The organism is Arthrobacter sp. NtRootA1 (assembly GCF_019976975.1).
Lineage (GTDB): Bacteria > Actinomycetota > Actinomycetes > Actinomycetales > Micrococcaceae > Arthrobacter > Arthrobacter aromaticivorans.
The window spans coordinates 3,407,356-3,421,640 of record NZ_AP024630.1; the positions used below are offsets into that span (position 1 = coordinate 3,407,356).

Genomic DNA, 14,285 nt, shown 5'->3' on the forward strand with positions numbered 1-14,285 from the left:
CCTCGACCACGCCGTCAGAGCAATAGGGAACATGACTGCCGGACCGACCATGGCGATGGGCGGAGGGGCTTCTCGATGGAGCCGGGCAATCCGATGCTGGACGACCAGGTCCTGCCGCTCGCCGCGACGCCCTCGTGCTTGTCCAGACGGGCAGCGGCCAGGGAGTGCTCAGCCGCGCGATTGCCCATATCCCGGGCTGTCGGGTCGACTTTGAAGCTCTCCCAATGCAGGATCCTCTACTGGTGCCGCATTATTTAGGCTGCGATGACCTAAATGTTACGAGACGTCCGCCTCCGCCCCTTGTGCGTGACGGAGGCGGACATCTGCAGTGCAACTAGGGAGCGTTGTTTGAGACTGTGGTTTCTACCGTTGTCCATGCGGTCGTCGTTCCGGCTGGCATCGTGCCTCGTGGTTCGGTGAGGACTTGCCGCTCCCCAATGGGAAGCCCGTTTTGGGGATCGATGATGATGTCTTGCCGGAAATGAGAGGAATTTTCTACACGGCCTATGGCTATGCCCTTGCGGCCGTCGAGGGTTGCTTGTTCATCGGTGACCGTCACTCCTGGGATCAGCGCAGCTGCCTTGTACAGCGCGGCGCGGAGATCGCCGGGAACGACTCCAGTGCGGAGCAGATCGGCGATGAAGACTAGTGCTTCACCGTCAACTGACTGACCCTTTCCCGAGGTTTTTTTATAGATGTCATCCAGAAGCATTCGGGGATCCCTGGACAGGGAGTCAAGGTAGCTGAGAGAAGGGAATGTGGAATCGCTTCCTGGCCCGTAGAAGGCTCCGTTCGCCCCGCGCAGGACGTATGCCTTCGGGCCGCCAGGTTGAGTGCGTTCTACATACGCCTTCGACACGTCATCAAAGAATGTCGTGGGGATCCGGCCTGAGCGTTCCCATACCCATTCCTGGTTCCTGTCGGCCGGGATATACATGGTCTGCTTTTCCGTATCCAGCCACTGATATTCTTCTCGGTTTTCGTCCACTGCGGCCGAGGCCCACAGGTTGGTGCTTTGAATCTTCAGGTACTGTCCGGGGGTTACAACGGGGTCAGCTGTTCGGATGGTTGTTGCCGCTGCCTTGTTCAGAACTTCGGCGGCTTGGGCGCTAGCTCCAGGGCCAGTCGGCTTGATTACGTCCGCGACCACCATTCCGCCTACGAGCAAAGCGGCAGCGGCCGAAGCGAAGAGTATGCGGCGCTTGAACCGGATGGGCGTAACAGTGGCCGCTGCGGGTGCGACAGCTGTGGGAGCAGCAGAGGCCTGGCTGATTTTGTCCATGACTTTATTGCGCCCGCGCGCCAGAGCGGCCTGCGGCGGGGTGCCGATGTCGTTACGCATTTCGCGGAGCAGCTGCAAGTCGTCCATGGTCGTTCTCCGTTTCATCAAGTATTTCGAGGTTCAGCTCGGTCCGAAGGGTCCTACGAGCACGGTTCAAGCGGGAGCGGACGGTCCCCACAGGGACATCCATAGCCAAGGCGATGCCTTCATAGGTCAAGTCGGCCCAGGCGTAGAGCAACAGCGTCTCCCGGTCGATAGCAGCCATAGACTTCAGGGCACCAACAATGCGTCCGGACGCCACTACAGCGTCAACCCGCGCAGCGATACGCTCCGTATCATCTGCGACAGAGTCTTTTAGGGCTGCTTTTGCGGCCGCTTTAAGGACCTTGGTTTCAGCGCGGTGGTGTCGCCGCAGGAGATTGGTGGCAATGCCAAAAAGCCAAGGCCGGGCATCCTCCCTGTCCGGGTCGTAGGATTCCAGTTGCTCCCAAGCAACCAGGAAAGTCTCGGACGTAACGTCGTCGGCAACGAATTCGCCGGCCCGTCTCGCGGCGAATCTGTAGATGCTTGAGGCGTGTCTGTCGTATAGCTCCCCGAAAGCTGCGGGGCTGTCGCGTGACCGCCTGATGATGTCGTTGTCTGTGCTCACACTATGTATTGCCCGTTGGCCGGAAAAGGGTTCACGGGGTTGCTTCCCCTTGCGATAGCTCCCCTACCGAAGCGTACAGCTGGCCAACGCGCGTTCTACCTTTCCCAGTAGTCGGGCTGCGTGGGCGGCACGGTCTTACCTGCTCGGGGATCCTCTTAAGGCCCTACGGCTGGCCGCTACCGTGGCCATACGTCCAGCCGGACTGCAAAGCAGGCGCTTCCTCGGGCTGTAGCCAGCAGTGGCCGCGCACCGCACCTACCTGCAGTCGTCATCCTCAACTCCCATAGATAGGTCTTGCCGTCGCCAGCGCTTCCTGGCCCTGCCTGTGGCAGGATGCCAGACATGACCGGCAAGGGCAATACCGCAAAGCTTCACCATTACGTGCCCCAGGGATACCTTCGGGGATTCGCTTCCGAAAAGGGGCGAATCGTTGCTGTGCCCCTCGATCGCTCCCGGAAATCGTTCACCTCATCAGTTAAGAACGTGGCAGCGCAAACACACTTTCACACGTTAGACGACCTAGAGGAACCTGACGAGTTCGAGAAGGCGTTGAGTGGCATGGAGGGGGAAGCCATCAGCATCATCGGGAAGCTCGAAGGGAACGAGTTCCCTCTATCAGAAAGCGACCGGTGGACATTCTCCTACTACATGGCCCTTCAGAGCGTGCGCGGACCGGACACTCGCAAGACCATGGAACATCTTCGGGCTAAGTTCATCCGCGTCGAGATCGGTGCCGGCGGGCGTAAGAACGTTGGTAACTGGGCCAGGAAGAATCTGGGATTCGATCCGTCCCCGGAACAGGCAGATCGGATCTGGGCCGAAGCTACTCAGCCTGGCGGCCCGCCGATCAGCTTCTCAAACATTGCACACATTCAGCACATGGTAGATACGGCCGAAAAGTTGACGCCCTACTTCGCAACCAGACCGTGGAGCCTGGTGCAATTTGAGCAACGTTCCCTCATCACCTCGGACGCCCCGGTGAATCTGATCCCCAATCCAAAGGATGAGCCGTCGGAAGGTGTGGGTTTCATGACGGCATGGGGCATTACGTTTCCCCTCACACGGAAGCTCGGGTTACTCATGAGCGATCCGATGGTCATGGTTGACGGCCTCGAATCAGACGATCCGCGTGTTCAGAAGATCAGAGGTGCTGTTCTCCGAGGGGAGGCCGACAGAATACAAAGGGGCACAACAGCCATGGAGAAGCTCTTCAACGAGCATTTGGCGCACTCCGCGAAGGAATATGTTTACCACCATCCCGAAGACGCGAAGTTTGTCCCGGATGGCCTCCCCGGGCCGAACCTCATCAACATGACTGCAGGTGGATTCATGGACGCGGAGTTCGATGGCGGACCGTGGTTCGGGAAGTTGGAAACGCCGGAAGTTAGGGATGAAGACTTCGACAGGACGTGAGTACCCGATGCGTTCTTTCATGGTCCGCTTCTTGCCTTTCGGACAGAAAGAGCGCGGAAAGCCGCGCACGCGTCAGCGCGCCGAAGAACAGCTCACGCATCATCGAGTTGCATCCGCAGCCACCGGACCTCTGCCTCCGCCGCGGCGAGTCGAGCCTCGATCGACTTCCGATCACGGTCCGGCGACGAGGCCGGAGCCGGAGGCGTTTTCGAAATGAGCCAGCCGATCCGCTGATAGCCGCTGATTCGCCGCACCTGCTTACACCTGAAGCAGTCTCTCTAGGGTCCGGGGCGGGCCCAGCTCAGATCGATCACCTTCCGGATTTGGTCTCACTCAAACTCGCCACTGTCCGGGATGCAGGCCAACAGAACCCAGACGGATGAAAACGGCCATGAGCGACAGTCCGGACTATTACCCGGCAGGACCGCATGACGAGCTGTGGGATAAGGCATGGAAGCCCTTGTTCGGACAATCACATCGCTCAGCCAGGCACCTCAGGCTTCGGCAGCCTCACAGCTGGCGTTGCCTTCGAGGGGATCCGCATCTGACCTCATGCTGGTCTTAGGGCCCGCCCCTTGCTCCGCTTCAGCCAGCACGCGACGCCCAGCTCGGCTGCCTTCTCCTGGTCCGTGCATACTCCGGCGGCGGTGAACGCGGTGGCCGGGACACTGTCTGCGGTCGGTTCCGGGACTTCACGCAGGAGCCACCCCGTGTGACGGCCCGTGTCGAGGCTAAAACGCTCGGTGAACGGCATCCGTTCCATGTGCGTATGCCGCGGCTCGGCCAGCAACCATTTCTTCTTCTGGTTCGCAGTCGTTTGGGCTCCCCCGTCGTGAATGATCCTCCCGGCCATCGCAGCTGCCTGAGTGAGGTCCTGGTGGCCCCAGAAGACCATGGCAAGCTGATCAGGGTCCTCATGAGTGGGTATTCCCCCGGACAGTGCGGGGGAAGCGAAATGCCATTTGCTGCCTTGGATAAAGTCCAACGGTGTTGGTCGGAGACCACCGTCAATGCCGGTCTGCCGTGCCGCTTCCTCCACTATTCGCGCCAAGGTTTCGATGCCGGAGATCGTGGCGGACAGATCCAGCCACTCGAAAGGCCGCTCCTCCCAATAATCATCGACTGCCCAATACCATCGCTGTTCGCGGCGATCAGAAGGGGACGGACCTTTCGGGTGTTCTGCAGGCCAGACACCGACGCGGCTTCCAACCTTCTTTGTCGCCACCAGATCGGTGGCCTCCAACTGGTCCACCATCCTAATGACCCCTTTGGTGTCCCTGTCTGTGACCACTCCCGTCAGGTCCACCTGGAGGATGCCGGGACGTTGGCGCACCGCACTCAGGATGGCTGCGAAGCGTTCGTAATCGGCCTTGTGCTCGAGGGCTTGCTCCAGCCGACTGTCATGGGTTTCCACGGCGAAGGCCGTATTGCGGTCGTACCGGATGCGGCCCGTTTCCCCCTCTGCTCCGTCATAGGGCTTTTTTGCCTCATCCAGCGCGAACCGTTCAAGGGCTATTACCCGATCGATAACGTCCAATCGCCCGAAAATTGAGGCCAGGTAAAGGGGAACCCTGTCCGGTGCAGATACATTGACGTGGCTGCTGCCGAACATCGTCTTGCGGACTGCGTAACGCTCTGCTTCTTCGTCCAACGCCTGCGCGGCTATGTCCAGCGCACGCTGGTAGTTTCCGGCCCGGACAGCCTCTTGAAAGAGACCCCATCTGAACCTGGGCAAATCACCCAAAATCCGCGCCCGGAAGAAGCGGAGCATCTCATCACGTCTTGCCGGTACATACACGGTGGTGCGCCTTCCGCCGAGGTCAAGTTGCATCATTTGGTCTGATTCGATTAATTATCGTTGCACTTCTCGGATCTCAACTCACGCTGCCACACCAAACAAGTTGACCGGGCTCATGTCTCCCTGCATGATCAACAGGGTGAATCCTGACGAGAAGCGCATTGCCTTGCTCATTGATGCCGATAACGCACCAGCGTCGAAGATTGATCTCGTCCTTGCTGAAGTTGCACGTCACGGCGTGGCCAACGTGCGGCGGGCCTATGGGGACTGGAAGAGCCCCTATTTGCAGCAATGGCAAGCTGCTCTTCATCCGTACGCGATACGGCCCATGCAGCAATTCGCGTACAGCACTGGAAAAAACGCGGCTGACATGGCGATGGTGATTGATGCTATGGACCTGCTTACGGCAGGCTCGGTGGATGGGCTCGCCCTTTTTTCGAGCGACGCCGACTTTACCCCGTTGGTGATGCGCATCTTGGCGGACGGCCTAAAGGTGTATGGATTTGGAGAGAGAAAAACGCCGGAGCCCTTTGTTAACGCTTGCTCGCTGTTCACTTATGTCGAGGGACTGGGGCAACCCCACACCATCCCTGACAAGTCTTTAGACGGGCTTGGTGGAACGAAGGAGATGCGCGGCGACGCCAGACTCGTGCTTCTGGTACGCAACGCTGTCGAAGCTGCTAGTGGAGATGATGGCTGGGCGCACCTCTCCGCAGTTGGAAATCAAATAGGTAACCAAGCATCGCTGGACCCCCGCAACTATGGCTATCAGAAGCTGAGTGACCTCATTGAGGGAATAGGCCTGTTCGAACTCAAGCGGGGGAATCAGCAAGTTCTCGTTCGGGATAAGCGAACCTTGAGATAGAGCACTTCCCGGTGGCGACGCATCCAACGTCGGCTCGATGCGACGTGGCTTGTGATCTAAATGGACACCGTGCCCTGCTCGTACCATGGGTGCTTGGCAGCGACCACTAACCCCAAGCGTCAAATATCTTCTGTTCCTCAGGAGTCGGACGAGGAGCTGCGGGCACGTGCCCGGGCCACCACCGATTGACCACACGGACGGGCGCATCGTGCTGGCCCTCCCACCTCCGCGGCGTCCAGAACCGAAATAGGGATTCGTCCGACTTGGGTAAGTCGATCAGCTGAGACCGGATGCTGACTGGCTGCGAAGGAAGGTACAGCCCCTCCGCAATGTGGTCACCCGCGGGAGCAATCGCGAAGCTATGCGCATTCGCGAGGATCGAACTGTTGAGGTCGATCGTTTCGCTCGTCGTTAACATCGACCCCGGCTCCAAGGGAGGTTCCAGATCACGTCGGTACAAAGCAAGCACTGAATGCGGACCAAAAGGGAAGGCCAAAATCGGAGCGCCCCACACTCCACCCCCTATGGCTGGCTTGGCCATGTACTCGTGCAGCTCGACGACAGGCTCATCACAAGTAATTAACGCCCTTCGAGTCCCATAAAGGGTCACAAGGCGTGTCATGAGGATGCCGGCGATATGTGTCGCTGTTTTTGCTGAAGACTCCAGGTCTTCTTTCCGTGCGAGCGGCAGTTGCGACGGATCGGCGCGGAAACGTTCGACATCCGCAACAAGCTTTTCCAGGTCTTCGGAGGCGAACGACCGGTCACCGGTGGACAATTCGCGAGCTAGTTCTCCAGGTCCGCCGATCTCCAGGACCCGGGCCATCTGCTCGGCAATCATTGCACGCCGCCGCAGACGCGCAGAGCGGCTGCGCGTCATCTGCACAGCCAGAAAGAGACACAGCCACTGATGTGCTTCGTCGTCCATGGCCCCCGGGCCGGCAGCATCGACGCGTGCGATCGATGCCGCGGCCTTCTCCTCTACTTCCGAAAGCCAGGCTTCCCAATAGACCGGAGACGTCTGATCGCCCGGCACATCGAGTCGATAGAAGTCAGTCTCCAACGCAGCCTGGGCCGGAGAAAGTTCGTAGGCGTTCCGCCCGCGCAGAAGATCAACGACTCGTACTCTCCCATCCACTGCCCAGCGCTCAAGGTAGAACCGGGGCACGAGATGATGGCGTCTTGGCTCCTGCCCCGCGGCTGTCATCGCAGCGGCCCGCGCAGCTGCCGTAGCCCAGAGGTCGTAGGTAAGGTTTGACCCCATCTCAGGAGCGTATCCGGAGACAACAGCACTGGAAGAACTGTGCCTGGCTAACCGTCATTCCGACTACGCGCACAGCTTGGGAACCGGGACCCCCATTTCGGCAGGAGGAGTCAAACATAGATGGCAATCGGGACGACCTTGAGTGAAGCGCCTTCCACTCTGGCCGAGAACTTCGGTTCGAAAGCCATGGCCCCCGTCATCTTGGCATCTGCGATGCCGGCGTCAAGCTGCTTTTTCATCTTCCCCATGAGCTTGTCGATGCTCTCAGGAGGAATCGAGCTAAGAAGCTTGTTCCTCTCCAGAGTGGGTCGATCCATATCAATTTCGGCTGTTACTTTGCCGAGGACCGTGAACCGGCCGTCCAAGATTCTGTCTGAGTCTTCCACAGTGAAAAAGGATCGATCGCACATGGTGATGACGGTAACAGCCTCCCCATCCGGGCTCCCCAACCGGCCGAAGAACTCCTTGGTACCCTCACTGCGGAAATCCGTGCGAACGGCGGATGTTATGGCCTCGGCGAGCTCCGTCTGCGTCTGGACTCGCATTCTTGTTTTTTCGAAGTAGCCCTCACGCGCCTCATGGTCGCTCCAGTCTCCATCGAATGCTTCCAGTGCCTGCTTCTTCACTTGGTGACGCACAATTGCAGACACTAGCTCGGGCGTGAGTACATCCAGGAAGACTGCCATCTGGTCGGGAACGAATTCAGTCTCAAATTCGACGAAATCGCCTACCTTGAGGTCTTCGGCTTCGGACAAGCCGGAGATTGAATGCAGCAAGCCGAAGTTACGCAATGATTCGCGAACGACGTGAAGATAGTAGCCTGCGTATACTCCCAAACCGAGGTCCGCTTCCCCGACGTGGAATCCTTGTCTGCACTCCCAGCGGCTGCAGCGAGTTTGCCCGCCACCTCAGCACCAGATCCGAACCAACCTACGCTGCCCTTGATCTGACCGCTGCCCTCGACGCTACGATTTTCCGACCGTTCGTGGGAACCACCTTCTTCCAAGGTGTTCCCCTTAACTAGCGGCTGGCGGTAAAGCTGCTGCAGGATTCCGCTGACGTAATCGGGGTTCTGGTAGATCGTTACAGTTGGAAGGGGCGGAGTGGTCCCATCGGATCCGCTATCAGCCCTGGGACCCGTTTTCGTCTTCTCAGCCATGGTGTCCTTTGGACTAGTGGGAGTTTTGGAATTAAGCCTAACGGAGGTACCCATCTGAGAAGTTTCGCCGGAGACCTGCCGGCAGGCGGCTTGGTCTGCTGGCCTTCACCGCAGCGTCGAGGTCGGCCCTCACGCTCACTGTTCGCCCGCGAGCTCAGGGCAGCGCTGCTTCCAGGCGATGGATGTCGCGCGCATTTTCGGCGGCAATTCGGCCACCGCTCATGCTTCACGCATACATGTTTTAGAACATAGACCTGGTGCAGACGGCATCAACGTGTTACAGGTGGCCCACTGCAGTTCCAGCACAACCAGTAAACAGCTAGTGTGATCACTGCATGATGATTCATCATGGAGTGCACAAGGAATCACGTCTTCAGACGAGACGAGCGAGGCACATATCTGAGAGCCGACCACCAGTGTGAGCCCGCTGATCGGCGCTCGTCTGGTTCAGTTGATGTCCGCGCGAGGCATGCCGGGCCCCGGCAAATCCAGGGGTTCTCGCCAGCTCGGTCTGCATGACGAAAAGAATGAACCCCGACAGCCTGAGCTGTCGGGGTTCCGTTGAGGCCTGTCAGGAGCCACTGATCTTCCCTGCCGCGATGAGCTGCTGGGCGCGATGCTGCTGCTCATCGTCGCCAAAGCGCGCCACCGCCGTCAGCAGATCCATGCCATCCTCAAGTGCGCCATAGATGTCCTCCAGCCGCTCGCGCGAGCCGCCGAGAAGGCTGATACCGCCCAGCGCGTTGATCTGCTCGAGCTGCAGGTAGGCGCGGTACACGAGGTCGACATGCACACCGTCATCGGCGGTGAAGGGGTTCGGGACGTAGTCGGCGTCCGGCGTAAGGCCATCCGTATCGAGGCCCAACTGGGCCAGCTCGTTCTTGTTCATGGATGCTTCTCCTTGGTTCTGGGACTGCCACTCGGCTGTGATGACTCTCGATCTGAGACCGTCAGGATGCCCCCGGCCGGGCTCCGCCTGGCTGGAACGCCAGCGGGCCGACCACGATCATTACATTGCTTTGGACGTCACTTACCTGGCGTACCAGGACGTCATCGACGCCTTTCAGCATACCGATGGGTGGACCAGCAAGCGTGGCATGCAGAAAGTGAATGAGCAGTTGCGCAAGGTCCTGCCGGAAGGGCTTGAAGAGCTTGCCCGGCTGGGGCAGGACGCTGTGGCTCGGATGGGCTCAGGTGCCGGCGTTCTACAAGCGTGGAGGCGCATCGAACGGTCCGGTCGAAGCGATCAACGCCCCCGCCTTTCTTTAGCACTGCGGGTTCATAAAACCCCTCAGAACCAGGTATTGCTCATTCGAGGGCTTTCCATCACCTCCATACATTTAAGGACGGACTCCCGGAGGTGCAGGAAAGCGTAAAGACCATGTGTGCGCGCGCCCTGCTGACATCGAAACTCTGGCTGATTCGTGTGGACGATAGCCAGGACCCGATCCGACCAACCCTGCGATCTCGCGGGTACCGACAGGCCGCGAAACGCTCTACACGCGAGAGCATGTTGGCCTCGGACTCATGCGCCCGCCATTCGCTTTGAACAACCCCGGCCTATGAATCGGAGTGTGGGCGGCGGTCGCCGCTGAGACGGCGCCCCGACTCACTAAGCGGGGCTGGGCCACAGAGCCCCGTCGGCTGGCGATGGGTTATACGTCGGCGGTTATCGGCGCTCAAACAGGACGAGTCCAAACAGATGAAAGAACCACGTCCGACGCACCATCGGCATGCTTGCCACATCACGGACGCGGTCGCTGTCCCTAGTTGTGTGAGGTTTCCGTGAGGTGGTGTGTGGGGATCCTGTCTCTGTCGTAAGTGATTTCCGTGTAGCCGTGAGGCTCGGGCTTGCCCTCGCTGTTCAGGTTCACGAACACGATCTCTTCGATGGTGAGGATGCTTCGTCGGGTGATCATGTTCCGGACTTCCGCCCGCATGGTCAGGGAGGTGCGGCCAAATTTAGTTGCCGTTAGGCCCATTTCTATGAGGTCTCCTTGGACTGCTGAGCTGACGAAGTTGATTTCCGAAATATATTTCGTCACCGCCCGGCCATTGCCCAGCTGGAGAATGGCATAGATTGCTGCTTCCTCATCGATCCATTTGAGGAGGCTTCCACCGAACAGGGTGCCGTTGGCGTTTAGGTCTTCTGGGCGCACCCATTTTCGGGTGCGGAAGGTTATATCGGAGGATTCCATGTGTGGCCTTACTTCTGCAGTGTAGATGGTCGGTTTTCATGTCTTTGAGACGAGTTCCGGCGGTTGTAGCAGCGTCCACCTCTTGGTGAGCTATTCCTTGACACTGGCGAGGCTGTCGGGACGACCGGCCCAAACCTGTTCCGCAAGCGTGAGGACCGGTGGGAGGGCCGGGTTGTCCGAATCCCCGCGCCACGCCATCCTGAGATAGACCGGCAGGGTCTCGTCGAGCACCCGCAAGAACCTTACATGCGGGTCGGTCACGTTTTCCGCGACAGAGGAAACCGTTAGGGAGCATCCTACTTCGGCTCCAACCAGGGCCATTGCGGTCCACGAATCGGGCGCACTTTGCACGATGTTGGGATCGAATCCGGCTCCCAGGCTCAACCGGCGCAGGCGGTCGGTCAGGACAGAGCCTTCATGTGGGGGCAGTGCGACGAATGGCTCCCCAGCTAGTTCTACCAAACGAACTTCGCCTTGCGAGGCCAGGCGGTGTGATGCAGGGACGGCCATCACGAGATGTTCCTCCACGACGATGCGGGACTTGATGCCCGCGGGCACAAAGTCCCAACGGCCGAGACTGATATCAACTTCACCGCGGAGGACCCGGGCGAGGGCTGGGAGTGCGAAGTCCTGGCTGTTGAGGTGAACTTCTATGCCTGGGTGGACCTTTCGGACTTCCCGTGCCAGTACTCCCACGAGAACATGGGTTGATGCGCCGGCGTAGGCGAGCTTGACCATTCCCGCCTCTCCGCGGCCAGCGGCAAGTGCGCCGGCCCTTGCACGCTCCGCTGCAGCCAGGACCTCCCGGGCCGATGCCATCAGGGCCACTCCGGCCGCCGTTAGCTGGACGCTGCGTGTGCTCCGGATGAAGAGGTCGACCCCGAGATCCCGCTCCAGCTGCCGCACGATCCGGCTCACAGGTGGTTGAGCCATATGGAGCCGGGCTGCAGCCCGGCCGAAATGCAACTCCTCCGCCACGGCGAGGAACACCCGTATTTGTTGAATCTCCATTCCGCCATTATTGCAGAAGCATCAATAATCGGACTCCCAATAAGTATTGGACGCGCTGTAATGCCCGGTGGGATAGTGAAAAAGAACCGCCTATGGAAGAGGACCCATGACACTGCAGAGCAACGCCGCTCCCCTGGCTCCAGGGGCTGCTGCTCACGACCGCCAGCCCGATCAAGCACGCCGGGACGCCTTCGGTCGCAACGCCAGCGGTCCTTTGGCGGGAATCGTCATTGCCGACTTCAGTCGGGTCCTCGCCGGACCGTACTGCACCATGCTCCTGGCGGACATGGGTGCCACGGTCATCAAAGTGGAAAGCCCGTCCGGCGATGAAACACGGGCCTGGAAGCCCCCGGTCTTCGATGGCCAATCCACGTACTACCTCTCAATCAACAGGAACAAGAGATCCATCGCACTGGACTTCGGCGATCCGGATGACATCGACACGGCACGGAACATTGCTGCGGGCGCCGACGTGGTCATCGAGAACTTCAAACCTGGCGGGCTGGACCGCTTCGGCCTGGACTACGCGACCATCGCCGAACGCAACCCCGCTGTGGTCTACGCGTCCATCACCGGGTTCGGCGCCGCCGGCGGAGCAGCCCTGCCGGGTTACGACCTGCTCGTCCAGGCCATGTCCGGGCTCATGAGCCTCACCGGGGACCCGGAGTTCCCCGCATACCGGTCCGGTGTTGCGGTCTTTGATGTCATTACAGGACTCCATGCCGCCATTGGTGTCCTGTCGGCGCTGCACGAACGGAGCCAGAGCGGCCGCGGACAACGCATCGAGGTGAACCTTATGTCCTCGGCCCTGTCGGGCATGGTTAACCAGACCGGCGGATACCTGCTCAGCGGAAACGTACCCACTCGGATGGGTAACGAGCACCCCAGCATCTACCCCTACGAACCGCTCCCCACCGCGGACGGGGAAATCGTCCTTGCCATCGGCAACGACCGGCAGTTCCGGACGCTCTGCAACGTCATTGGTGCCCCCAAACTGGCAGACGATCCCCGGTTCTCCACACCCCCGGACCGCAGCCTCAACCGATCGGCGCTGCGCCCCATCCTGCAGGAACTGCTGGCCGTCAGGACCGCATCGGAGTGGTTCGACATCTTCACCGAGGCACGGCTGCCGTGCGCTCCGATCAACGACGTCCGCAGCGGGATTGATTTTGCCCAGCGCCTGGGGCTGGAACCGGTCGTGGAAGTTGGCACCGGTGAGGATTCCATCCCCGGCGTCCGTAACCCGATCACCTTCTCAGCGACACCCGCCAGCTATGACCTGGTGCCGCCCGGCATCGACGCAGACCGAGGGGACATTCTTCAGTGGCTGCAGTCGACGCCGCACCGTTAGCCCTCTCCCCAATCAGCCATCCCAGAAGCAACCAGCACCCGTCCGCGGAACCATAAAGGACCTCTCATGACAACCACTGCAACTGCCCGCAGCACCGTGAACTCCGATTACTTCAACCTCGACGACGAGTTGGGCCCAGAAGAGCTGGCAATCCGCGACAAAGTCCGCCGGTTCGCCGAAGAGAGGGTCCTTCCCATCATCAACGACTACTGGGAACGGGCGGAGTTCCCCGAGGAACTGCTCCCTCCGCTGGCTGAACTCGGCATCATCGGGACGTTCATCAAGGGTTACGGCTGCCCGGGAATGAGCCGCAAGGCCGCGGGCATGGTGGCCCGGGAAATGGCACGGGCCGACGGGAGCATCAACACTTTCCTCGGCGTACACTCCAACCTGTGCATGGGGGCACTGAACATGCTCGGCAACGACGAACAGCGGCTGCGCTGGCTCCCGGACATGGCCAAGCTCAAGAAGACCGGCGCCTTCGCCTTGACTGAACCGGACCACGGCTCCGACTCGGTGGCCCTGGAAACCAGCGCAACCCGCGACGGCGACACTTGGGTGATCAACGGCCACAAGCGCTGGATCGGCAACGGCCACGCGGCCGACGTCATCGTGCTGTTTGCCCGCAACACGGAGGACGGCAAGGTCAACGCCTTTGTCGTCGAGAAGGACGCAGACGGCAACCACCCGGAGGGCTACAACCCCACCGTCATCACCGGCAAGATCGGCAAGCGCGCCATCCTGCAGGCCGACATCGTCATCGAGAACATGCAGATCCGGGAAACCAACCGGCTGGAGAACTGCAGGTCCTTCGCCGACGTCTCCCGCGTCCTCCAGGCAACCCGTGGCGGCGCCGCCTGGGAGGCCGTGGGCCACGCCATGGCCTGCTTTGAGATCGCCGTCGACTACGCCGCCAAGCGTGAGCAGTTCGGCAACCCGATCGCCGGCTACCAGCTGGTCCAGCACCGCCTGGCGAATATGCTCAGCGAGCTGACGGCGATGCAGCTGATGTGCAACCGTATGGCGGAACTGGCCGATCAGGGCATGCTGACCAACGCCATGGCCTCCATGGTCAAGATGTCCACCTCCCAGAAAGGCAAATGGATCTGCAACGAGGCACGTGAGCTCCTTGCCGGCAACGGCCTGCTGCTCGAAAACCATGTGGCCCGCCACCTGACAGACATGGAGGTGGTGTCAACCTACGAGGGCACGGACTCAATCCAGGCACTGCTGGTAGGCCGCGACATCACCGGCATCTCAGCCTTCCGCTAACCGGACACATGCCCTGCCTCGCC

The 14,285-nt window shown here is 60.2% G+C and carries 12 protein-coding genes; 4 read left to right on the forward strand and 8 right to left on the reverse strand.

Annotated elements, in window-relative coordinates; translation table 11 throughout:
- Window positions 1-334: 334 nt before the first annotated feature.
- Together LDN90_RS15460 and LDN90_RS15465 are read right to left on the reverse strand one after the other, a co-directional pair.
- Window positions 335-1,369 carry a CU044_5270 family protein gene (locus tag LDN90_RS15460; RefSeq protein WP_142938801.1) on the reverse strand — a complete coding sequence of 345 codons (1,035 nt, stop codon included), beginning with the start codon at window positions 1,367-1,369 and terminating at the stop codon, window positions 335-337.
- A complete protein-coding gene (locus tag LDN90_RS15465; protein ID WP_223946299.1) occupies window positions 1,335-1,931 on the reverse strand; it encodes an RNA polymerase sigma factor in 597 nt (198 codons plus the stop codon). Before LDN90_RS15465 ends, LDN90_RS15460 begins: the two co-directional genes overlap by 35 nt.
- A 342-nt stretch (window positions 1,932-2,273) precedes the next feature.
- Here LDN90_RS15465 and LDN90_RS15470 point away from each other — a divergent pair, with 342 nt between their 5' ends.
- The gene (locus tag LDN90_RS15470; protein WP_160147641.1) at window positions 2,274-3,344 is read left to right on the forward strand and encodes a DUF4238 domain-containing protein; all 1,071 of its coding nucleotides are present in this window, start codon (window positions 2,274-2,276) and stop codon (window positions 3,342-3,344) included.
- A 550-nt stretch (window positions 3,345-3,894) separates the two neighbouring features.
- Here the strand turns inward: LDN90_RS15470 and LDN90_RS15475 are convergent.
- Window positions 3,895-5,178, reverse strand: a complete 1,284-nt coding sequence (locus tag LDN90_RS15475) for a hypothetical protein (protein ID WP_142938799.1) — start codon at window positions 5,176-5,178, stop codon at window positions 3,895-3,897.
- Between the two features lie 103 nt (window positions 5,179-5,281).
- On the opposite strand from LDN90_RS15475, the gene LDN90_RS15480 reads away from it, so the two are divergent.
- Window positions 5,282-6,007, forward strand: a complete 726-nt coding sequence (locus LDN90_RS15480) for an NYN domain-containing protein (protein ID WP_162520268.1) — start codon at window positions 5,282-5,284, stop codon at window positions 6,005-6,007.
- A gap of 106 nt (window positions 6,008-6,113) precedes the next feature.
- Here the strand turns inward: LDN90_RS15480 and LDN90_RS15485 are convergent, their stop codons facing one another.
- The 5 genes from LDN90_RS15485 to LDN90_RS15505 all read right to left on the reverse strand — a co-directional run bounded on the left by LDN90_RS15485 (window position 6,114) and on the right by LDN90_RS15505 (window position 11,639).
- Window positions 6,114-7,271, reverse strand: coding sequence for a DUF4238 domain-containing protein (locus tag LDN90_RS15485; protein WP_142938797.1), 1,158 nt, complete (start codon window positions 7,269-7,271; stop codon window positions 6,114-6,116).
- A 110-nt stretch (window positions 7,272-7,381) separates the two neighbouring features.
- Window positions 7,382-8,107, reverse strand: coding sequence for a hypothetical protein (locus tag LDN90_RS15490; RefSeq protein ID WP_223946300.1), 726 nt, complete (start codon window positions 8,105-8,107; stop codon window positions 7,382-7,384).
- Window positions 8,108-9,001: 894 nt separating this feature from the next.
- A complete protein-coding gene (locus LDN90_RS15495; protein WP_142938795.1) occupies window positions 9,002-9,319 on the reverse strand; it encodes a hypothetical protein in 318 nt (105 codons plus the stop codon).
- An 877-nt stretch (window positions 9,320-10,196) separates the two neighbouring features.
- Window positions 10,197-10,628 (reverse strand): hotdog domain-containing protein, encoded by a 432-nt coding sequence (locus tag LDN90_RS15500; RefSeq protein WP_142938794.1) that lies wholly within the window; start codon window positions 10,626-10,628, stop codon window positions 10,197-10,199.
- A gap of 90 nt (window positions 10,629-10,718) precedes the next feature.
- Window positions 10,719-11,639, reverse strand: coding sequence for a LysR substrate-binding domain-containing protein (locus tag LDN90_RS15505; protein WP_142938793.1), 921 nt, complete (start codon window positions 11,637-11,639; stop codon window positions 10,719-10,721).
- Window positions 11,640-11,745: 106 nt separating this feature from the next.
- Here LDN90_RS15505 and LDN90_RS15510 point away from each other — a divergent pair, with 106 nt between their 5' ends.
- Both LDN90_RS15510 and LDN90_RS15515 read left to right on the forward strand, forming a co-directional pair.
- Window positions 11,746-12,990 (forward strand): CoA transferase, encoded by a 1,245-nt coding sequence (locus LDN90_RS15510; RefSeq protein ID WP_142938792.1) that lies wholly within the window; start codon window positions 11,746-11,748, stop codon window positions 12,988-12,990.
- A 66-nt stretch (window positions 12,991-13,056) separates the two neighbouring features.
- Window positions 13,057-14,262, forward strand: a complete 1,206-nt coding sequence (locus LDN90_RS15515; protein WP_142938791.1) for an acyl-CoA dehydrogenase family protein — start codon at window positions 13,057-13,059, stop codon at window positions 14,260-14,262.
- Window positions 14,263-14,285: the final 23 nt, after the last annotated feature.

Coding starts and splice junctions, on each gene's coding strand:
- LDN90_RS15460 (WP_142938801.1), bottom strand. CDS start 1,369: ATGGACGACTTGCAGCTGCTCCGCGAAATGCGTAACGACATCGGCACC.
- LDN90_RS15505 (WP_142938793.1), bottom strand. CDS start 11,639: ATGGAGATTCAACAAATACGGGTGTTCCTCGCCGTGGCGGAGGAGTTG.
- LDN90_RS15495 (WP_142938795.1), bottom strand. CDS start 9,319: ATGAACAAGAACGAGCTGGCCCAGTTGGGCCTCGATACGGATGGCCTT.
- LDN90_RS15510 (WP_142938792.1), top strand. CDS start 11,746: ATGACACTGCAGAGCAACGCCGCTCCCCTGGCTCCAGGGGCTGCTGCT.
- LDN90_RS15515 (WP_142938791.1), top strand. CDS start 13,057: ATGACAACCACTGCAACTGCCCGCAGCACCGTGAACTCCGATTACTTC.
- LDN90_RS15485 (WP_142938797.1), bottom strand. CDS start 7,271: ATGGGGTCAAACCTTACCTACGACCTCTGGGCTACGGCAGCTGCGCGG.
- LDN90_RS15475 (WP_142938799.1), bottom strand. CDS start 5,178: ATGATGCAACTTGACCTCGGCGGAAGGCGCACCACCGTGTATGTACCG.
- LDN90_RS15500 (WP_142938794.1), bottom strand. CDS start 10,628: ATGGAATCCTCCGATATAACCTTCCGCACCCGAAAATGGGTGCGCCCA.
- LDN90_RS15470 (WP_160147641.1), top strand. CDS start 2,274: ATGACCGGCAAGGGCAATACCGCAAAGCTTCACCATTACGTGCCCCAG.